Annotated in this window: 19 protein-coding genes; 17 read left to right on the top strand and 2 right to left on the bottom strand. The window is 61.5% G+C overall.

Annotated features, from left to right (window positions below; all coding sequences use genetic code 11):
* The first annotated feature begins 100 nt into the window (after positions 1–100).
* Together ACO07W_RS10305 and ACO07W_RS10300 are read left to right on the top strand one after the other, a co-directional pair.
* A complete protein-coding gene (locus ACO07W_RS10305) occupies positions 101–1,441 on the top strand; it encodes an FAD-binding oxidoreductase (RefSeq protein ID WP_421845916.1) in 1,341 nt (446 codons plus the stop codon).
* A 172-nt stretch (positions 1,442–1,613) separates the two neighbouring features.
* On the top strand, positions 1,614–2,801 hold the full coding sequence (locus ACO07W_RS10300) for a CoA transferase (RefSeq protein WP_421842906.1): 1,188 nt from the start codon (positions 1,614–1,616) through the stop codon (positions 2,799–2,801).
* Positions 2,802–2,917: 116 nt separating this feature from the next.
* Here ACO07W_RS10300 and ACO07W_RS10295 read toward each other — a convergent pair whose 3' ends face one another.
* The gene (locus ACO07W_RS10295) at positions 2,918–4,030 is read right to left on the bottom strand and encodes an alcohol dehydrogenase catalytic domain-containing protein (protein WP_421842904.1); all 1,113 of its coding nucleotides are present in this window, start codon (positions 4,028–4,030) and stop codon (positions 2,918–2,920) included.
* Positions 4,031–4,044: 14 nt separating this feature from the next.
* On the opposite strand from ACO07W_RS10295, the gene ACO07W_RS10290 reads away from it, so the two are divergent.
* Together ACO07W_RS10290 and ACO07W_RS10285 are read left to right on the top strand one after the other, a co-directional pair.
* Positions 4,045–4,548: an acyl-CoA thioesterase gene (locus ACO07W_RS10290; RefSeq protein WP_421842902.1), complete on the top strand. Its 504-nt coding sequence runs from the start codon at positions 4,045–4,047 to the stop codon at positions 4,546–4,548.
* A gap of 87 nt (positions 4,549–4,635) precedes the next feature.
* On the top strand, positions 4,636–5,076 hold the full coding sequence (locus tag ACO07W_RS10285) for an SRPBCC family protein (RefSeq protein ID WP_421842900.1): 441 nt from the start codon (positions 4,636–4,638) through the stop codon (positions 5,074–5,076).
* A gap of 15 nt (positions 5,077–5,091) precedes the next feature.
* Here the strand turns inward: ACO07W_RS10285 and ACO07W_RS10280 are convergent, their stop codons facing one another.
* The gene (locus tag ACO07W_RS10280) at positions 5,092–5,793 is read right to left on the bottom strand and encodes a GntR family transcriptional regulator (protein WP_421842898.1); all 702 of its coding nucleotides are present in this window, start codon (positions 5,791–5,793) and stop codon (positions 5,092–5,094) included.
* A 147-nt stretch (positions 5,794–5,940) separates the two neighbouring features.
* On the opposite strand from ACO07W_RS10280, the gene fadD5 reads away from it, so the two are divergent.
* The 13 genes from fadD5 to ACO07W_RS10215 all read left to right on the top strand — a co-directional run bounded on the left by fadD5 (position 5,941) and on the right by ACO07W_RS10215 (position 20,689).
* Positions 5,941–7,611 (top strand): fatty-acid--CoA ligase FadD5, encoded by a 1,671-nt coding sequence (fadD5, locus tag ACO07W_RS10275; protein WP_421842896.1) that lies wholly within the window; start codon positions 5,941–5,943, stop codon positions 7,609–7,611.
* Positions 7,612–7,913: 302 nt separating this feature from the next.
* Entirely contained in the window at positions 7,914–8,630 is a 717-nt protein-coding gene (locus ACO07W_RS10270) for an MlaE family ABC transporter permease (protein ID WP_421845915.1), read from the top strand.
* Between the two features lies 1 nt (position 8,631).
* Positions 8,632–9,501 (top strand): MlaE family ABC transporter permease, encoded by an 870-nt coding sequence (locus ACO07W_RS10265; RefSeq protein WP_421842894.1) that lies wholly within the window; start codon positions 8,632–8,634, stop codon positions 9,499–9,501.
* Between the two features lie 4 nt (positions 9,502–9,505).
* A complete protein-coding gene (locus tag ACO07W_RS10260; RefSeq protein ID WP_421842892.1) occupies positions 9,506–10,810 on the top strand; it encodes an MCE family protein in 1,305 nt (434 codons plus the stop codon).
* Entirely contained in the window at positions 10,807–11,847 is a 1,041-nt protein-coding gene (locus tag ACO07W_RS10255) for a virulence factor Mce family protein (protein WP_421842890.1), read from the top strand. Before ACO07W_RS10260 ends, ACO07W_RS10255 begins: the two co-directional genes overlap by 4 nt.
* Positions 11,844–13,412: an MCE family protein gene (locus tag ACO07W_RS10250; protein ID WP_421842888.1), complete on the top strand. Its 1,569-nt coding sequence runs from the start codon at positions 11,844–11,846 to the stop codon at positions 13,410–13,412. The genes ACO07W_RS10255 and ACO07W_RS10250 overlap by 4 nt, the downstream gene beginning before the upstream one ends.
* The gene (locus ACO07W_RS10245; RefSeq protein ID WP_421842886.1) at positions 13,409–15,016 is read left to right on the top strand and encodes a virulence factor Mce family protein; all 1,608 of its coding nucleotides are present in this window, start codon (positions 13,409–13,411) and stop codon (positions 15,014–15,016) included. The genes ACO07W_RS10250 and ACO07W_RS10245 overlap by 4 nt, the downstream gene beginning before the upstream one ends.
* Complete coding sequence (locus tag ACO07W_RS10240) at positions 15,013–16,212, top strand: virulence factor Mce family protein (RefSeq protein ID WP_421842884.1); 1,200 nt, start codon at positions 15,013–15,015, stop codon at positions 16,210–16,212. The genes ACO07W_RS10245 and ACO07W_RS10240 overlap by 4 nt, the downstream gene beginning before the upstream one ends.
* Complete coding sequence (locus tag ACO07W_RS10235; RefSeq protein WP_421842882.1) at positions 16,206–17,762, top strand: virulence factor Mce family protein; 1,557 nt, start codon at positions 16,206–16,208, stop codon at positions 17,760–17,762. Before ACO07W_RS10240 ends, ACO07W_RS10235 begins: the two co-directional genes overlap by 7 nt.
* A complete protein-coding gene (locus tag ACO07W_RS10230) occupies positions 17,732–18,424 on the top strand; it encodes an Mce protein (protein ID WP_421842880.1) in 693 nt (230 codons plus the stop codon). Before ACO07W_RS10235 ends, ACO07W_RS10230 begins: the two co-directional genes overlap by 31 nt.
* Positions 18,421–19,398 carry an RDD family protein gene (locus ACO07W_RS10225; protein WP_421842878.1) on the top strand — a complete coding sequence of 326 codons (978 nt, stop codon included), beginning with the start codon at positions 18,421–18,423 and terminating at the stop codon, positions 19,396–19,398. The genes ACO07W_RS10230 and ACO07W_RS10225 overlap by 4 nt, the downstream gene beginning before the upstream one ends.
* Complete coding sequence (locus ACO07W_RS10220; protein ID WP_421842876.1) at positions 19,395–19,949, top strand: mammalian cell entry protein; 555 nt, start codon at positions 19,395–19,397, stop codon at positions 19,947–19,949. The genes ACO07W_RS10225 and ACO07W_RS10220 overlap by 4 nt, the downstream gene beginning before the upstream one ends.
* Entirely contained in the window at positions 19,916–20,689 is a 774-nt protein-coding gene (locus tag ACO07W_RS10215) for a mammalian cell entry protein (RefSeq protein WP_421842874.1), read from the top strand. Before ACO07W_RS10220 ends, ACO07W_RS10215 begins: the two co-directional genes overlap by 34 nt.
* Positions 20,690–20,697: the final 8 nt, after the last annotated feature.

The raw sequence follows: 20,697 nt of genomic DNA, 5'->3' as shown, positions 1-20,697 counted from the left end.
GATCGGGCCGCTGAATCGGTATTGCCATCAATTCCGGAGCGATATCAATGAAGTTGAGCCTTTGTCCGACGTGCGATATATGGGTGCCATGACTGCCAACATTGTGCGGAGCTTGGCCAGCGTCGTGGGAGCAGGCCACGTCATCACCGACGTAGATGTATTGGCTGGCCGCAGCGTTGACTTCACCGGGCGCTATCGGGGTCGGGCTGCCGCTATGGTGCGGCCAGCGTCGACTGAGCAGGTCGCTGAGGTATTGCGGTTGTGCCGGGACGCGGGTGCGCACGTCACGGTGCAGGGGGGTTGTACATCATTGGTGGCGGGTGCCGTTCCCGAGAACAACGATGTGTTGCTTTCGACCGAACGACTCCGGGCCCTAGGAGAAGTCGACACCGTCGAGCGCCGTGTAGAGGTTGGTGCTGGTGCAACGCTGGGCGCGGTGCAGTACGCGGCTGCCGCCGCGGGCCTGGTGTTCGGCGTAGATCTATCGGCCCGCGACACGGCCACCGTAGGCGGTATGGCGTCGACGAATGCCGGGGGTCTTCGCACGGTCCGCTACGGGAATATGAGCGAGCAGGTCGTGGGTCTGGACGTGGTGCTGCCCGACGGTTCGGTGCTGCACCGGCACAGTCGGGTCCGCCGCGACAACACCGGTTATGACTTGCCGCGGTTGTTCGTCGGTGCTGAAGGGACCCTCGGGGTCATCACCGAGCTGGATCTGCGCCTGCATCCCGCTTCGCGGCACCGGGTGACGGCGGTCTGTGGGTTTACCGACCTAGAGGCGTTGGTCGACGCCGTTCGCCTGTTCCGCGACACGGACGGCATCGCTGCACTGGAGTTGATCGACGGTCGGGCCGCCGCGCTGGCCGGCGAGCATCTCGGCGTGCGTGCCCCGGTGGAAGGCGACTGGCTGCTGTTGGTGGAGTTGGCCGCTGACCACGACCAAGCGCATCGACTCGCCAACCTGCTTGAAAGCGTGCAGTTGTGTGGGGCACCCGCGGTCGGGTTAGACGTCGCATCGCGTCAGCGTCTGTGGCGCACTCGTGAATCTCTGGCCGAAGCTTTGGGCGTGCACGGTCCGCCGCTGAAGTTCGATGTTTCGCTGCCCCTGTCGGCGATCGGGGGCTTTGCGCGGGATGCGGTGGCTTTGGTAAGCCGGTTCGTCGACGAGGCGCTGCCGGTATTGTTCGGCCACGTCGGAGAGGGGAACCTGCACTTCAATGTGCTGCGCTGCCCATCGGATGTAGAGCCGGTGCTGTACGCGGCGATGATGGACCTCATCGCGGAACATGGCGGAAATGTCAGCTCTGAACACGGTGTTGGCAGCGTGAAGCGCCCGTATCTGGGTCTGTCACGCGAGGCGGTAGATGTGGCAACAATGCGCGCGGTCAAGGCGGCATTGGATCCGACCGGCTATCTCAATGCCGCCGTGTTGTTCGACTGATCTGGTGCCATGGCCGTTCTGTCTGTAGCGGATCCTGGACGTATCTCTGTAGTTGCGTCAGAAACGATTGGTGTGGTCACAGTCGACTGCTTAGCGGCATTGCGGACTTCAAACCGGCAAAAATTCATTCGGAGGTCGCACGCCTGGGGCTGACGGGAGTAGGAAGTTAGCTATGGCGGGACCGGTGGACGGCATCAAAGTGGTGGAACTCGGCGTCTGGATTGCCGGCCCGGCCGCGGCTGGAATCTTGGCGGACTGGGGCGCTGACGTCATCAAGATTGAGCCGCCAACTGGCGATCCCGGACGAATGTTTGGTCGGATGCTGGGATGCGATCTGGAGCTCAATCCGCCGTTTGAAATGGACAATCGTTCCAAACGGAGTGTCGTCCTGGACCTCAGCACGGGTTCGGGGCGCGACAGCGCGCTTGAACTGCTTTCCGACGCGGACGTCTTCGTGACCAATGTGCGGCTGGGGGCATTGCAGCGCCTGGGGCTTGACTTTGTCTCGGTGTCGTCGCGCAACGCCCGTCTGGTCTACGGCTTGATCACTGGATACGGTGACCGCGGACCAGACGCCGACCGCGCTGCCTACGACGTCGCCGCATTCTGGTCGCGCGCCGGTGTGGCCCACCTGCTCACCCGGCCCGGCGATTCGCCTCCGTTTCAGCGGGGCGGGATGGGTGATCACTCGGCTGGTATGACGCTGGCCGCCGCGGTGTGCGCGGCGCTGCTTGCCCGCGAGCGCACCGGAGTCGGCCAACTGGTGACGACGTCGCTCTATCGGCAGGGTGCCTACACGGTGAGCTTCGACCTCAACACATATCTGCAGACCGGCCAACCGATCGCGATCGGCCAGCGTGAGTCGATGGGCAATCCGTGCATGAACAACTACACCGCCGGCGATGGGCGGCGTTTCTGGGTCGTGGGCCTGGAGAGCGATCGACATTGGCCCGCGCTGTGTCGACTCGTAGGCCGGACTGAGTGGCTGACAGATCCTCGGTACTGCGATACCCGGGTCCGCTCGGACAATGCACGGACACTCATCGTTGCTTTGGACGAGATTTTCGCGACGAGATCCCTAGACGAATGGGCGCACATCTTCGCGAGCGAACCAGATTTCTTCTGGTCACCAATCAACACGATCGAAGACGTCGTGGCCGACGAACAGTTTTACGCGGCAGGTGGGATCGTCGATGTGCCGGACGGCGCGACTCATGTCCCGATGGTCGCCACACCGGCAGATTTCCACGGCACGCCCTGGTCGCCCCGTGCTGTGGCGCCGAAGCTCGGGCAGCACACCGACGAGGTACTCTCCGAACTTGCCGTGCGGCGCCAGACGGGAGTCGTTGAAGAACCCTGACAAATAGTGTCGCGGTTACTGGCTCCGACGCGCCACTGAAGCCAACCGGCGGATATAGCTGAAGACGATCGAGGTAGCGGATCGGTGACTCGCTCCATGAATGCCTACAGAATGCGTCACGCGTCGAATCTAATGAGCTGGCGGACAGCGGTGCCGTCGGCCAACTCGTCCATCGCCTCGTTGATGTCATCCAACTGAATCGTGGCCGACACCAGCGATTCCACCGGCAGCCGGCCGGAGCGCCACAACGACACAAACCGGGGAATGTCGCGACTAGGAACGGCCGAGCCTAGATAGCTACCGACGAGGGATCGGCCTTCGGCAACGAAACTCAACGGGGACAGGCTGATCCGTGCCTCGGGCGGCGGTAGCCCAACGGTGATGGTGCGACCGCCGGGCGCGGTGAGATTCATTGCGGTCTGCAGGGCAGCGGGATGGCCGACGGCCTCGATGACAACGTCGGCCTTGACTCGAGCGTCGAGCGCTTGTTGTGGAGGGTAAGTCGCGTGCGCGCCAAGGGCTTGAGCGGCCGCTAGCTTTTCGGGCACTTGGTCGACGCCGATAACACGGACGTTGTCGAAGGTCAGGGCGGTGAGCAGCGCCGCTGTACCCACCCCGCCGAGGCCGACGATGGCAACCGACTCACCCGAGCTCGGATTGCCGACGTTCAGCACTGACCCCCCACCAGTCAGCACTGCGCAGCCGAGCAGGGCAGCCACGTCGGGCGGCACGTCGTGTGGCACGGGAACGGCACTCGCCTGATTAACAACAGCGTGCGTCGCGAAGCCGGATATGCCGAGGTGGTGGTACACGGGGTGTCCCCCGCGCCGGAGCCGGATCCCACCGTCGAGCAATGTTCCCGCGTTGTTGGCCGCGCTGCCCGGTTCGCAGGGCGCCGCACCATTGGTCGCGCAGGCCGTGCAGCGGCCGCACCGGGGTAAGAACACCAGCACCACGCGCTGACCGAGGACGAGGCCATCGACACTTGTGCCGATCTGCTCGACGATTCCCGCGGCTTCGTGTCCCAGCAACATCGGCACTGGCCGGACTCTGTTGCCGTCTACCACGGACAAGTCGGAGTGGCACACGCTTGCTGCCTCGATCCGGATCAGGACCTCATCGCTGGCCGGCGGATCTAGATCGAGCTCCGTGATAGTGATCGGCCGGGAGTGCGCATATGGCCGAGGTGCACCGATCCGGTCCAGAACCGCGCCCTGGATGTGAAACATGATGGAATACAACCATGGCGTCGGAGCGACCTGTCCTCACGGTTCCGCCGCCGCCGTCGGCGCCGGCTACGCTCACTGCTGGCCACTTCCCTGTGCTGTGGCCGGTGCTCACCCGCTGGGCCGACAACGATATGTTCGGCCATCTCAACAACGCCGTTTACTACCAACTGTTCGATACGGCAATCAACGGTTGGATCAACACGGGAACCGGTATCGACCCGTTCACTATGCCTTCGCTGGGCATTGTCGCAGAGTCAGGCTGTCGCTACTTTTCCGAACTCGGTTTCCCGGACAGCCTCGTGGTGGGTCTGGCGGTGACGCGGCTGGGCCGCAGCAGCGTCACCTACCGGCTTGGCGTGTTCAAGGCCGGCGGGGAACATGCAGAACTCGCCCTGGAAGAGCCGGTCACCGCGCTCGGGCACTGGGTGCACGTGTACGTCGACCGGGGGAGCCGGAAGCCCTGTCCGATTCCCGAGGTCGTTCGGTCGCTGTTGTCGACCGCACGCGTCGATGGCTGAGATGGCAGTCAGGGCTGTAGCTTTCACCTGAATGGCAGTTTTTGTTGCCATCACCGCGCCGGTCTGACACCCGGGTATGCTTCGCCAATGCCATTGTTGAGCAAGACTGTCGAGGTCAGTGCGGACGCCGCATCGATCATGGCCATTGTCGCCGATTTCGAGGCTTATCCTGAGTGGAACGAAGGAGTCAAGGGCGCTTGGGTGTTGGCTCGCTACAACGACGGCCGTCCCAGTCAATTGCGGGTCGACACCGCTGTTCAGGGCTTTGAGGGCACATATATTCAGGCCGTGTACTACCCGGGTGCGAATCAGATTCAAACTGTCATGCAGCAAGGCGACCTGTTTACCAAGCAGGAGCAGCTCTTCAGCGTGGTGGAAAGTGGCGCAACGAGCCTGCTGACGGTGGACGTGGACGTCGAGACAACCCTGCCAGTGCCCGCGCCGATGGTGAAGATGGTACTTAACACGACTCTGGATCTGCTCGCCGAAAACCTTAAGCAGCGGGCCGAGCAATTGGCGGCCACATAGCGAGCGTGGCTCGGGTCAGCTGCAGATTCCCGTCCCATGGCGCGCCTCAATGAGTCGGCGTGCCGCGTCGGTGAATTGCCAGACGGTGTGTTCCACCACCGCGGTGGCATCGCGGCGACGTAACGCCGCAATCAGTTCTCGGTGATTGGCGACGGTGCCCGCACCCCACTGCGGGTCGGCGGCGTATATCTGCGTCGGCATGTAACGCGCGGCGTTGAGCAGGAACCAGGACAGTTTGATCCGGCGGCTTGCCTGGTTGAAGACACGATGAAACGAGAGTTCGATGGCTGCGACTGTTTCGGGATCGCTGGCCCCGACAGCTCGCGCCAGTGCCTCGTTGATGCGGTCGAGTTCCTCGATCTCGACGTCGGTGATCTCGTTGGTGGCGGTGGTAGCGATTTCTCGGGCGATGGTGACTTGCAGCCAGCAGATGTCATTGATGTCCTGGCGGGTCAATGGCAACACAACATGGCCGCGGTGCGGCTCCAGCCCCACCATGCCTTCGCCGCGCAGCTTCAGCAGGGCTTCGCGAACCGGCGTGACGCTAACACCTAGTTCGGCTGCGGTCTCATCGAGGCGAACGAACGTTCCCGGACGCAAGGTCCCCGACATGATCGCTGCCCGAAGGTGGCCCGCGACGTCGTCTGACAACTGCGCCCGGCGCTGCGGGAGCGGGGGGCGCTCGCTTCGCGGCTGCGCGGGTGACGGTGCGTTCACGTGGCCTGCCAGGACTTTCAGGAGCGTGCCGGGCCTCGACAGGGCCTTGTCAGGGAACGGCCCAGGACACTAATGTGACCCAGACAACACATGTTTTATCAAATATCAGCCTGGCGCAAGCGGTGCGCAAGTGAAAGGAAGGCATCGTTGACCGCCCACCTAGCTAGCCACCGGACCCGGGCCGCGTCTATGGCTCACGAGCAGCCGGACCTTGCTCGGCGGCAGAACTGGGTCAACCAGCTCGAGCGGCACGCCAGGATGCAGCCGGATGCGGCGGCGCTGAGGTTCTTAGGCGACACCGTGACGTGGGCTGATTTATGGCGACGAGTTGCCGCGCTTGCCGGGGCATTGAGTCGGCGCGGTGTGGGTTTGGGCGATCGGGTCATGATCTTGATGCTTAACCGCACCGAGTTCGTTGAGTCGGTCCTCGCCGCCAATATGGTCGGGGCGATCGCCGTCCCGCTGAACTTCCGGCTCACTCCTACCGAAATCGCCTTCCTGATCGAGGACTGCACACCGCGTGCGGTGATCACGGAATCAGTGCTGGCAGCGGTGGTCGCCGGTGCGCGTGACATCCAACCGCTGCTGAAAACAGTTGTGGTAGCAGGCGGCTCCACTGACGGCAGTGTGTTCGGCTACCAGGATCTCATCGGTGAGATGGACGTCGTTGATGGACCTCGCGACGGGACCGGGTCGATCGACATCCCGAATGACTCGCCCGCGCTGATCATGTACACGTCGGGTACCACTGGTCGTCCGAAGGGCGCTGTGCTTACCCACGCCAACCTGACTGGCCAGACTATGACTGCTCTCTTCACCAGCGGCGCCAACATCAGCAGTGATGTTGGCTTTATCGGTGTTCCGTTCTTTCACATCGCTGGAATCGCCAACATGCTGACCGGGATGCTGCTCGGACGCCCGACGGTGATCTACCCGCTGCGAGCATTCGATGCTGGAGAGTTGCTGGATGTGTTGGCGGCAGAGAAGGTGACCGGGATCTTTCTGGTTCCCTCGCAGTGGCAGGCGGTATGTGCAGAGCAGCAGGCACGGCCACGCGATCTGAGGTTGCGGGTGATGTCGTGGGGAGCCGCTCCGGCGTCGGATGCCTTGCTGCGGCAGATGTCGGCAACCTTCCCAGGTACTCAGATCCTGGCAGCATTCGGCCAGACTGAGATGTCACCGGTCACCGCCATGCTGCTGGGTGAAGACGCGATCTCCAAGCGTGGTTCGGTCGGCAAAGTGATTCCGACGGTCACGGCGCGTGTGGTTGACGAGAACATGAATGATGTACCTGTCGGCGAGGTCGGTGAAATCGTTTACCGTGCGCCAACATTAATGAGCTGTTATTGGAATAATCCGGAAGCGACCGCAGAGGCGTTTGCGGGCGGTTGGTTTCATTCCGGGGATCTCGTTCGTATTGACGGCGACGGCTACGTCTGGGTAGTGGACCGCAAGAAGGACATGATCATTTCCGGCGGAGAGAATATCTACTGTGCCGAGGTGGAAAATGTATTGGCCGACCATCCCGACATTATCGAAGTCGCGGTCGTCGGGCGGGCGGACGACAAGTGGGGCGAGGTACCAATTGCGGTCGCGGCTGTAACGGATAGCTGCCTTCGGATCGAAGACATAGGTGAGTACCTGACCGAACGGCTCGCGCGCTACAAGCACCCCAAGGCGCTCGAGATCGTGGACGCGTTGCCCCGCAATCCTGCCGGGAAGGTGCTCAAGACTGAATTGCGGGTTTGCTACGGAGCCGCTAAGGATTCTGAAAGCCATTCTATACCAAGGGTTTTAGGGGAAAGGGAGGGAAGCTGACAGAAGCTACGTCGTATTGGTGCTGTTGACGAAGGGCTGATTGTGCAGATGCGGTGCATGCGTGCATGGCCATCGGGTAGATTCCTGTGGTCTGCGTTACCCACTGCGGACAGAAAGCCGATGGTCACACAGCCAGGGTCCGGGCGAGGAGGAGCGGTGCGACACGATCCGCCAGGGCGTTGCGATATGTGCGGTCCCGTCTTAGCGGGGCGCCGGTGACCACGTCGGCGCGTCCAAGCGTGGTCGGGTATCTTCGCGACCAGCTTGAGACGCCGCTGACGCTCATCGGTGGATTTTTCCGCATGTGTGTGCTCACCGGTAAGGCGCTGTTCCGCCGGCCATTCCAGTGGGCCGAATTGATCTTGCAGTGCTGGTTCATCATGAGGGTCGCGTTCTTGCCGACCATTATGGTTTCGATACCGCTAACTGTGTTGCTCCTCTTCACTCTCAATGTTTTGCTGGCCCAGTTCGGCGCGGCCGATCTATCCGGCGCGGGCGCGGCGATCGGTGCGGTAACCCAACTCGGCCCGCTGACCACGGTGCTGGTGGTCGCTGGAGCTGGCTCCACGGCCATCTGCGCAGACCTGGGCGCCCGCACCATCCGCGAGGAAATCGACGCGATGGAGGTGCTTGGCATTGATCCCATCCAACGGCTGGTGGTGCCGCGAGTAATCGCGGCGACGATCGTCGCCACGCTGCTCAACGGTTTGGTGGTCACTGTCGGCCTGGTGGGCGGCTACCTTTTCGGGGTCTATCTGCAGAACGTGTCGGGCGGCGCCTATCTTGCAACGCTGACAACGATTACCGGCATGCCCGAGGTGGTCATCGCGACCGTCAAAGCGGCGACGTTTGGGCTGATCGCCGGTCTGGTTGGCTGTTTTCGCGGGCTGACAGTCCGTGGCGGCTCCAAAGGACTGGGCACTGCGGTCAACGAGACCGTGGTCCTGTGCGTGGTCGCGTTGTATGCGGTCAATGTTGTCCTGACCACGATCGGTGTTCGGTTTGGGACGGGGCACTGATATGTCGACGGTCACCGTACTGCGTTCGCGGTTTCCGCGGGCATTTGCCGATGTCAATCGCTACCTGGGTGTGCCAGGTCGGGCGCTAGACGAAGTCGGTCGACTTGCTTGGTTCACGCTGGTTGCGCTGTGGCAGATCGTTCACGCGCTGCGTGACTATCGCAAGGAGACGCTGCGGTTGATCGCTCAGATCGGGATGGGCACCGGAGCGATGGCTGTCGTTGGTGGTACCGCGGCGATCGTTGGCTTCGTGACGCTCTCCGGTAGTTCGCTGGTCGCTATTCAGGGCTTCGCCTCGTTGGGCAATATTGGCGTTGAGGCATTCACCGGGTTCTTCTCCGCGCTGATCAACGTTCGCATCGCCGGGCCGGTCGTGACCGGCATCGCGATGGCGGCCACGGTCGGCGCAGGAGCTACCGCCGAGCTGGGAGCTATGCGGATCAGCGAGGAGATCGACGCTCTTGAGGTCATGGGCATAAACTCGATCTCGTATCTGGCATCCACCCGGATTGTTGCCGGGTTGGTTGTGATCATTCCGCTTTACGCGTTGGCCATGATCATGTCGTTCCTCTCTCCACAGATCGTTACGACGATGTTGTACGGGCAATCTCACGGCACCTACGAACATTATTTCCGGACTTTTCTGCGGCCCGATGACGTGTTCTGGTCGTTTCTCGAGGCAATCATCATTGCCGGGATTGTGATGCTCAGCCACTGCTACTACGGCTACAACGCCGGCGGTGGGCCGGTCGGCGTTGGCGAGGCAGTGGGCCGGTCGATGCGTTTCTCGCTGGTATCGGTGCAGGTCGTTGTCTTGTCCGCCGCATTGGCGCTCTACGGCGTCAATCCCAACTTCGCTCTTACGGTGTAGCGGAATGATTGCGCCTAGCAAGATGAACAAAGTCGGTGACCCGCCGTACAAATGGGCGGGTCTGGCCCTTCTCGTTGTCGCCTTTTTGGTTTTTTCCTGGATATACGGGGAGTTCCGAGGGGACTTCACGCCCAAGATCCAGTTGAAGATGGTTTCTGAGCGGGCTGGTTTGGTCATGGATCCGGGTGCCAAGGTCACATACAACGGAGTGCAGATCGGTCGGGTCGACCGTATTTCGGAGATCGAGCGTGACGGCAAACCGGCCGCTCAATTCATTTTGGACGTGTACCCGAGGTATCTCGGCTTGATTCCGGCCAATGTGAATGCCGATATCAAAGCGACCACCGTCTTCGGCGGTAAGTATGTCTCGTTGACGACTCCGGAACATCCATCTCAGGAAAAACTTTCACGGCACGATGTTATTGACGCCAGATCGGTGACGACAGAGATCAACACTTTGTTCGAGACCATCACATCGATCGCGGAGAAGGTGGATCCGGTCAAGCTCAACCTGACTTTGAGCGCAGCTGGGCAGGCGCTAGGCGGATTAGGCGACAAGTTCGGTGAGTCGATTGTCAACGCCAACGCGATCCTTGATGATGTCAATCCTCGGATGCCGCAGATTCGCCACGATATTCAGCAATTGGCGGGTTTGGGCGACACGTACGCTGACGCGGCGCCAGATTTGTTCGATTTCCTCGACAACGCGGTGATCTCGGCCCGCACATTCAACAAGCAAGAAAAGGACTTGGACGCAACGTTGTTGGCAGCAACCGGATTCGGCAACGTCGGTGCGGACATCTTCGAGCGGGGCGGTCCGTATCTGACGCGAGGAGTCGCCGACCTGGTGCCCAGCGCCAAGCTGCTAGACACCTATAGCCCGGAGCTTTTCTGCACCATTCGTAACTTTCACGACATCGAACCGAAGGCCGCGAAATTCCTTGGCGGCGGCAACGGATACTCGCTCATCGACCATGCCGAGCCCCTGTCTGGGACGGGCTTCCTGCTGAACCCGACATCGTTGGGTCCGCTGCTGCTCACCCAAGTCGGATCGCTGGTCGGAACGCTAAACGGGGCGCCCAATCCCTATATCTATCCAGAAAATCTGCCCCGGGTGAACGCTCGCGGCGGACCAGGGGGTGCGCCCGGTTGTTGGCAGGAGATCACCCGCGATCTGTGGCCTGCTCCGAACCTCGTGATGGACGCTGGCAACAGCGTTGCGCCGTACAACCACCTAGAGGTCGGTTCGCCCTACGCGCTCGAGTACGTCTGGGGCCGTCAGATAGGGGATAACACGATCAACCCATGAGAATCACCGGCACCATTATCCGACTCAGCATCTTCTCGCTGGTGCTGCTGCTGTTCACCGCGATGATCTTCGTGGTGTTCGGTCAGCTGCGTTTCGACCGAACCAACACTTACTCCGCGGAATTCAACAATGTCAGCGGGCTGCGAGCAGGTCAGTTCGTCCGTGCGTCGGGTGTCGAGATCGGCAAGGTCAAATCCGTGCAGCTGATCGATGGTGGTAAGCGGGTGCGCGTCGATTTCGACGTCAATCGCTCGGTGACGCTCTATCAATCGACGACGGCGCAGATCCGCTACCTCGACCTGATCGGTAATCGCTACCTTGAACTCAAGCGCGGCCAGGGTGAAGGCGCTAACGCGCCCATGCCGTCCGGCGGCGTCATCCCGCGGTCGCGGACCTCACCTGCGTTGGACCTCGACGCGCTGATCGGTGGTTTCAAGCCGGTGTTTCGGGCGCTGGACCCGGAGAAAGTCAACACGATCACGTCGGCCCTCGTCACCGTGTTCCAGGGGCAGGGCGGCACCATCAACGACATCCTCGACCACACCGCGCAGCTGACCGCGACGATCGGTGAGCGTGACCAGGCGATCGGCGAGGTCGTCAAGAACTTGAACGTCGTCCTGGACACCGCGGTCCGGCATCGCAAGCAATTCGATCAGACCGTGGACAAACTCGAAGTGCTGATCACCGGTCTGAAGGACCATGCAGACCCGCTGGCGGACGGGGTAGCGCACATCAGCAACGGTGCCGGGACCGTTGCGGATTTGCTTGCCGAAGACCGCGCTCTGCTGCACAAGACGCTCAACTATCTGGACGCGGTCCAGCAGCCGCTTATCGACCAGCGTGATGGCCTGGTGGATTACGTCACGAAGTTGCCGACGGCGTTGAACCAGGTCGGGCGCTCCATAGGCACCTATGGGGACTTCGTGAACTTCTACGCGTGCGATATCACGCTCAAGATCAATGGTCTGCAGCCTGGTGGTCCTGTTCGTACGGTCCGTCTCTTCACGCAACCGACGGGTAGGTGCACTCCGCAATGAGAACGCTGGAACCTGCCAATCGGCTGCACATCGGGCTCATGGGCATCCTCGTGGTGCTGCTCGTCCTCGGTGTCGGTCAGAGCTTCACCAGTGTCCCCGTTTTGTTTGCCCAGCCAAGCTATTACGGGCAGTTCACCGACTCCGGGGGAATCATCAAGGGCGACAAGGTGCGCATCGCCGGGATGGAGGTCGGCAAGGTCGAGGACCTCAAAATCGACGGGGACCATATCGTGATCAAGTTTTCGATTGGTACCAACACCATCGGCACCGAGAGCCGACTAGCCGTCCAAACCGACACCATCCTGGGTAAAAAGGTTCTTGAGATCGAGACGCGTGGTTCTGACGCGCTCCGCCCCGGGAGGATGTTGCCGCTGGGCCAGAGCACCACTCCGTATCAGATTTACGACGCGTTTTTCGACGCCACCAAGGCAGCCACCGGCTGGAACATTGACACGGTCAAAAAGTCACTGCATGTTTTGTCGCAGACTATTGACCAGACGTATCCGCACCTCAGCGCTGCTCTCGATGGTGCGGCCAAATTCTCCGACACGATCGGCAAACGCGACCAGGAGATCAAGCACCTGCTTGGCCAGGCCAACCAGGTAGCCGCCATCCTTGGCGACCGCGCCGATCAGGTCGACCGATTGCTGGTCAACACAAAGACCTTGCTGGCGGCGTTCAACGAACGCGGACGTGCGATCGACGCGTTGTTGGCGAACATTTCTGCGTTCTCGGCCCAGGTTGACGGACTGATCAACGACAATCCGAACATCAATCACGTGCTGGAACAGTTGCGTACGCTCAGCCGCATTCTGGTCGACGTCAAAGACGACCTGGCTACGGGGCTCGAAGAGGTTGGGGCTTTTCTGCCGTCGCTGAACGAGGCCATCGCGTCGGGACCGTACTTCAAAGTGGTGTTGCACAACTTGGTCCCGGGCCAGATCATTCAGCCGTTTGTCGATGCCGCGTTCAAGAAGCGTGGCCTCGACCCCGAAAACTTCTGGCGTGGCGCCGGGCTGCCCGCCTACCGGTTCCCCGACCCCAACGGCACGCGTTTCCCGAACGGTGCTCCTCCTCCGCCGCCGTTGGTCTTAGAAGGCACGCCCGAGCACCCGGGACCGGCCGTACCCCCCGGATCGCCCTGCTCTTACACGCCAGCTGCCGACGGGCTGCCCAGGCCGGGCAATCCGCTACCGTGCGCGAGCGCGACCCAAGGTCCGTTCGGCCCGGTACCGGGTGGATTCCCGGCGCCGCTCGATGTTCAGCCGTTGCCGCCGGATCCGAACGGTTTGCCGCCGTCGCCGGGCATCCCGATTGCTGGGCGGCCGGGCGAGCCGGTTCCGAACGTTCCCGGCACACCGGTACCGTTGCCGCCCGACGCACCGCCGGGGGCGCGAAGCGAGCCGCTGGGGCCGGCGGGTCCGACACCGCCACCGTCAACATTTGCGCCGGGCTTACCGCCGGGTCCACCGGCGCCACCCGGTCCGGGGGAGCAGCTGCCGGCACCGTTTATCAACCCCGAAGGAACCGGTGGCAGCGGCGCGGCGGGAGGTAGCCAGAATTGAGTACCGTCTTTGCTCTCGAAAAATTGCGACTCCCGAAGCTGACCCGTACGGCGGTGATTGTCGGTGCGCTGGTGATTGTGCTGGCTCTGGCCGCTGGCTTCGTTGGCTGGCGGCTCTACCAGAAGCTGACCAACAACACCGTGGTCGCCTACTTTCCTGCCGCGAACGCGATCTACGAGGGAGACAAGGTCCAGATCATGGGCCTGCAGGTGGGGCAGATCGACGGGATCGAGCCGGCCGGCGACAAAATGAAGGTGACGTTCCACTACCGCAACAAATACAAGGTTCCCGCCAATGCGTCTGCGGTGATCCTCAACCCCACTTTGGTGGCATCGCGCTCGATCCAACTGGAGCCGCCATACAAAGGTGGCCCGGTGCTGGCCGACAATGCGGTGATTCCGATCGAACGTACTCAGGTGCCGGTGGAGTGGGACGAACTGCGCAACAGCACCACCCACATCATCAGTGAGCTCGGCCCGACAAAAGAACAGCCATCGGGGCCGTTCGGCGAGTTCATTGAATCGTTCGCGGACGGACTGGCCGGAAAAGGCAAGCAGTTCAACACCACCCTGGACAGCCTGTCACGGGCGTTGACCGCCTTGAATGAGGGGCGCGGCGACTTCTTTGCGGTGGTGCGTAGCCTGGCGCTGTTCGTCAACGCGCTACATCAGGATGACCAGCAGTTTGTTGCACTCAACCAGAATCTGGCGCAGTTCACCGACCGATTGACCCACTCCGACAGCCAGCTCGCCGATGCGGTCCGACAGTTCGACGATCTGCTCGCGACAGCGCGCCCATTCTTTGCCGAAAATCGTGACGCGCTCGCCGAGGACATCAACAACCTGGAAAACGTGACCACGACGATCCTGCAACCTGAGCCGCTGAATGGGTTGGAGACCGCCCTGCACGTCCTTCCGGCAGCTGCCGCGAACGTCAACCAGATTTACCACCCGGCGCACGGCTCGATCATGGCTCTTGCCACGATTACCAACTTCGCGAATCCGATGCAGTTTATCTGCAGTTCAATCCAGGCCGCTAGTCGGCTCGGGTATCAAGACTCCGCCGAGCTTTGTGCGCAATATCTGGCGCCGGTCCTTGATGCGATCAAGTTCAACTTCTTTCCGTTCGGCCTCAACGCGATCAACACCGCAGAAACGCTTCCCAAACACATCGCGTATTCCGAGCCCCGATTGCGGCCGCCACCGGGGTACAAAGACACCACTGTCCCGGGTATCTGGGTGCCGGATACGCCGCTATCGCACCGCAACACTCAACACGGCTGGATTGTTGCCCCGGGCATGCAAGGCACCAAGGTAGGGCCCATCACGGCAGGCTTGATGACTCCCGATTCACTGGCTGAGTTGATGGGTGGCCCGGATATCGCGCCGGTTCAATCAAACCTGCAGACTCCCCCCGGGCCGCCGAATGCCTACGACGAGAACCCAGTGCTGCCGCCGATCGGCCTGCAGGCTCCGGTTCCGGTGCAACCGCCGCCTCCAGCACCCGGCGTCATCCCAGGACCTGTTGGGCCGACGCCAGCGCCGGCCGGCGCGCCGGGAGCACCGGTAGCGCCGCTACCCGCTGAAGTAGGAGGCGGCCAGTGAGGAGCGTTGGGAGTGTGACGCGGTTGGTCGGCTGGCGGTTCTGGCAGGGTCTGGCACTACTGGCGGTCGCCCTCATGCTGAGTTCGTGTGGATGGCGGGGAATTTCCAATGTGGCGATTCCGGGCGGACCAGGTAGCGGGCCGGGGTCCTACACCGTCTATGTGCAGGTACCGGACACGTTGGCGATCAACGGCAACAGCAAGGTCATGGTCGCAGACGTCACTGTTGGCTCTATTCACTCGATCGACCTGAAAAACTGGGTGGCCACCCTGACGTTGGGTGTGGACGGTACTGCCCGGATACCGAAAAATGCCTTCGCCAAGATTGGGCAGACAAGTCTGCTGGGCTCCCAGCACGTGGAGTTGATCGCGCCTCCAAACCCGTCAAAGGAATACCTCAACGACGGCTGTGTGTCGAACGGCAAGAAGGTGCCGTGCACCATTCCACTGAAGCGGTCGTCGGTCTATCCGACTACGGAGCAAACGCTGGCGAGCCTCTCGCTGATCTTGCGCACCGGCGGTGTGCCGAATCTGGAAGTACTTCAGAACGAGATCTACCAAATCGTGAACGGGCGAGCCGACCAGATCCGCGCTTTCTTGGGCAAGCTCGACACATTTACCGACGAGCTCAACAAGCAGCGCGATGACGTCACGCGTGCGATCGACTCCACCAACCGGCTGCTGTCGTATGTCGGTGGCCGGGCGGACGTGATAGATCGGGTTCTAACCGATATCCCGCCGCTGGTCGAGCATTTCGCCGACACCCAGGACCTTCTCATCAATGCGGTCGACTCGGTAGGGCGGCTCAGCCACGCAGCTGGACAGTATCTGGGTGAAGCGCGAGGCGACCTCTATACCAACCTCAAAGCGCTGCAATGCCCGTTGAAGGAAGTTGGTCGCGCCTCGCCGTATTTGATTGGCGCGCTGAAATTGATCCTTACGCAGCCCTATGACATCGATACGATTCCGAAGATGATTCGCGGCGACTACCAGAACGTGTCGCTAAACATCGACGCGACCTTTAGCTCCATGGACAACGCTTTCCTCACCGGAACCGGGTTCTCCGGGGCACTGCGGGCACTCGAGCAATCATTCGGGCGTGATCCCGCGGAAATGATCCCCGATGTCCGCTACACGTCGAACCCCAACGACGCGCCCGGTGGACCGCTGGTCGAAAGGGGAGATAGGCAATGCTGACGCGATTCGTCAAACGTCAGCTGATTCTGTTCGGAATCATGACCGCGGTCGCGCTGCTTGTGCTTGGGGTCTACTACCTGCAGATCCCAAGCCTGATGGGTATCGGTCGGTACACGCTCAAAGCTGACTTGCCGGCCTCGGGCGGTCTATATCCGACCGCCAACGTGACCTATCGCGGCATCACCATCGGCAAAGTAACCGACGTCGAGCCCACTGAACACGGCGCCCTGGCGACGATGAGCATCGATTCGGGCTACAAGATCCCGATTGACGCCTCGGCGAACGTGCATTCGGTGTCGGCGGTCGGCGAGCAATATCTGGACCTGGTGTCGACGGAGAATCCCGGTAAGTATTTCTCACCCGGGCAAACCATCATGAAAGGGACAGTGCCTAGCGAGATCGGGCCGGCGCTAGACACCGCCAACCGGGGGCTCGCCGCGTTGCCCAAAGAAAAGATCGGCCTTCTGCTCGACGAGACCGCGCAATCGGTTGGCGGGTTGGGGCCCGCACTGCAGCGGCTGGTCGACTCGACGCAGGCGATCGCCGGTGACTTCAAGACGCACGTCGCCGATATCAACGACATCATCGAGCATTCCGGTCCCATTCTTGATAGTCAGGTGGACTCAGCGGACGAGATTGAGCGTTGGGCGCGTAACTTGAATACCCTGGCCGCGCAGTCCGCTCAAACTGACCAGAACCTAAAAAGCATTCTTTCCCAAGCGGCGCCGACAGCCGACCAAGTCACCGCGGTATTTAGCGACGTCCAGGATTCACTACCCCAGACGCTGGCGAATCTTGAGGTCGTGCTGGATCTGTTGAAGCGTTACAACAAGGGCGTCGAACAAGTGCTGGTGTTTTTGCCCCAGGGCGCTTCGATCGCCCAGACGGTAGCGGCGCCTTTCCCCGGTCAGGCTGCACTTGACCTTGCGTTGGCGATCAACCAGCCGCCGCCGTGCTTGACCGGTTTCATTCCGGCGTCGGAATGGCGCTCGCCAGCCGACACGAGTCTGGTGCCGCTGCCCAAGGGAACCTACTGCAAGATTCCGAAGGACACGCCGGCCAACAGTGTGCGTGGATCGCGCAATATCCCCTGCGTTGATGTCCCCGGCAAGCGCGCGGCTACGCCACGCGAGTGCCGCGACCCGAAACCGTACGTTCCACTGGGTACCAATCCCTGGTACGGCGATCCGAACCAGCTTCTCACCTGTCCGGCGCCGGGGGCGCGCTGTGATCAGCCAGTAAAACCCGGTCTGGTGATCCCGGCGCCATCGGTGAACAATGGCATGAATCCGGCTTCCGCCGATAAGCTGCCGCCGGGTGGGACGCCGCCCCCAACCAGCGATCCCCTGCAAAGGCCAGGATCGGGCACCGTGCAGTGCAACGGGCAGCAGCCCAATCCGTGTGTCTACACTCCGAGCGGACCTCCCACGGCCGTCTATAGTCCGCAAAGCGGTGAGCTGGTAGGGCCTGACGGAGTTAAATACTCCGTCGAAAACTCGACCAATACAGGAGACGACGGATGGAAGGAGATGCTGGCGCCAGCCAGCTGAACCCCACCGACACCGACGATTCGTTGCGTACCGAGGTGACGGTCGAGGATTCGTCAGAATCCGAGGCCGGAGCCGAGCAAGGCGCCACCGAGATGGCCGTCGAGGATTCGTCAGAATCCGAGGCCGGAGCCGACACTTCGCAGTCAGGTGCTGACCGCGGCCCCTCGTGGTTGGGCCGCGGTTGGCTCGTTGGTATCAGCGCGGTGCTTATCGTGGTTTCATGCGTCGTCTTGGCCGGTGGCTATCTTGCGCTGCGTGCCCACCAGGAAAGCGAGACTACCGACCGGCGTGACGCCGCGGCGCTGAAGGCGGCGATGGAATGTGTCGCGGCGACCCAGGCTCCCGACACGAGCACCATGGCCGCTAGTGAACAGAAGATCATCGAATGTGGCACCGATCAATTCCGCACCCAGGCTCTGCTTTATAGCAATATGCTTGTACAGGCCTACAAGGCTGCGAACGTCCATACCCAGGTCTCGGACATGCGGGCTGCGGTCGAGCGCAACAATAGCGACGGTTCGGTCGACGTGCTCGTCGCGTTCCGTGTCAAGGTATCCAACGTCGAGAAGCAGGGTCAGGAAGCGGGTTACCGCCTACGAGTGACAATGCGACCTGCGGATGGCCAGTACAAGATTTCCAAACTCGACCAGGTGACGAAGTGACGGTGGTGGCGGAGGAGGCCGATACCACCGCGTACGGGCACGGGTCAGCGCAAAATATCTTGGCGCCATGGCATCTTCGCGCTGGCGGGTTCGCTATTGATTTCTTGCCGGGTGTCGCCGTGGTGGCCACGATGGCGTTGGTGTCTTTTACCGTACCGCTGCATAGCCCGTGGTGGTGGGTGTGCGTTTCCGTAGCTGGTGTTGTCACTCTGCTGTTGTTGGTGAACCGGACGCTGCTACCGGCTCTTACTGGTTGGAGCTTGGGCCGTGCGCTCTTCGGCATCGCGGTGGTCGGGCGTAGCGGCGCAGCTGCGGGGCCGTGGCAGCTGCTGTTCAGAGACATTGCCCACCTGGTTGACACAGCCTCGGTGTCGGTTGGTTGGCTGTGGCCTCTATGGGATTCGCGGCGGCGAACCTTCGCCGACATGCTGCTACGGACTGAGGTGCGTCTCGTCGAAACCGAAGAGCGGCATGGCAATCCGCGGCGGTGGACCGCGGTGGCAGTTTCGACCATGGCGGGGCTGTGTGTAGCTGGTGCTGTTCTGAGTTATGTAGTGGTTTACCAACGTGATCGGGCAATCGATCAAACCCGCGCCGAGATCGCCACGCGCGGACCGAAAATCGTCGCGCAGATGTTGACGTACGACCCGAAGACTTTGGACGAGGATTTCGCGCACGCCCAATCGCTGACTACCGACGCGTATCGGTCCCAGCTGAAAGCTCAGCAGGAGGCTGTGAAAAAGGGCCACCCGGCTATCAACGAGTATTGGGTGACGGACAGTTCGGTACAAACGGCCACGCCGGACCGGGCCACGATGCTGCTGTTTATGCAGGGTCGGCGGGGCGAAGCGCCCAATGAACGGTATATCACCGCCACCGTTCGAGTGAGTTTTGCCAAGGAACTGGACAAAAACTGGCGCGTTGACAAGCTCACCGTGCTGACGAAACCGCGGTCGTCGGGAAACGGAAAATGAGTCCCCGTCGCAAGTTTCGGCTTGGCGAAGAATCGTTGCTCGTCGCGCAACCGGTGCAGCCTCGGCCAGGGTGGGGCCTGGCGCTGGTTAGCACTCTCGCCGCGCTGCTCATGGTCGCCGCGGTCACAGTGTCCACCCTGATTCTGATCTCACACGAATCCCGCGAACGGGCCCAAAAGAAGGATCAAGAGGTGGTGGGCTACGTCAAATGGTTCATGGCGGGTTTCACGTCCGTCGATCCTTATCACGCCAACGAATACATAGAACGGGTGTTGGCCCAAGCCACTGGAAACTTCGCAGACAAGTATCACGAGAAGCAAAATCAGATCCTGATCCGAATCGCTCAATCCGAACCAGCCACCGGGACGGTCCTCGATGCCGGTGTGGAGCGGTGGAATGACGATGGCAGTGCCAACGTCGTGGTAGCTACCGAAGTCACCTCCAAGTCGCCGGACGGCAAGCAGGTGTTCGAGAACACCAATCGTTGGATGGCAACCGCAACGCAGGAAGGGAATCAGTGGAAGATCAGCAACCTACTGCAGGTGATTTGACCGACCCGGCGTTGAACACCGATGCGACCGACGCGGGCCGTGCGTCTGAGGGTGGCGAAGTCGACGTCGAGCAAGTCGACATCGAGCAATCCGAACCGGAAGTTTCGCTCCTCGATTCCAAGAGCGTCGACACTGCAGACGTCGGCGAAAGTGCCAATGGCGTTGCGGCCGAAAGGAAGGCCGAACACGAGGCTGTCGAGGACGGTGGTGTCCGGATCAGACGTCAGGCCGGTAAGCCGACTGCGATCGTTGCCGCAGTGGCGGCTGCGATCTTTGTCGGTGCTGCAGCTTTCGCCGGCGCAACCGTGCAACCGTATCTAGCCGACCGTGCGGCCGTCGCAACCAAGCTCAGAGTGGCCCGGACTGCGGCCAACGCGATCACAACCTTGTGGACGTATACACCAGAGAACATGGACAGCCTCGCCGATCGTGCGGCGATGTATCTGACCGGCGACTTCGGCGCTCAGTACCGCAAATTCGTCGACGCGATCGCGGCCCCAAACAAGCAGGCCAAAGTAACCAACAGCACTGTCGTCACTGGTGCGGCAGTCGAATCGTTGAATGATCCCGATGCAGTCGCCATCGTGTACACGAACACTACTTCCACCAGCCCATTGACCAAGAACATCCCGGCGCTGAAGTACTTGTCGTACCGGCTGATCATGAAGCGGGTCGGTACCCGCTGGTTGGTGACCAGGATGACAACGGTCACGTCGCTAGATTTGACGCCGCAGATGTAGTGCACGGA

Source organism: Mycobacterium sp. (assembly GCF_965230835.1).
In the GTDB taxonomy this organism is placed as follows: domain Bacteria; phylum Actinomycetota; class Actinomycetes; order Mycobacteriales; family Mycobacteriaceae; genus Mycobacterium.
This window is presented reverse-complemented; position numbering and strand designations above follow the sequence as displayed.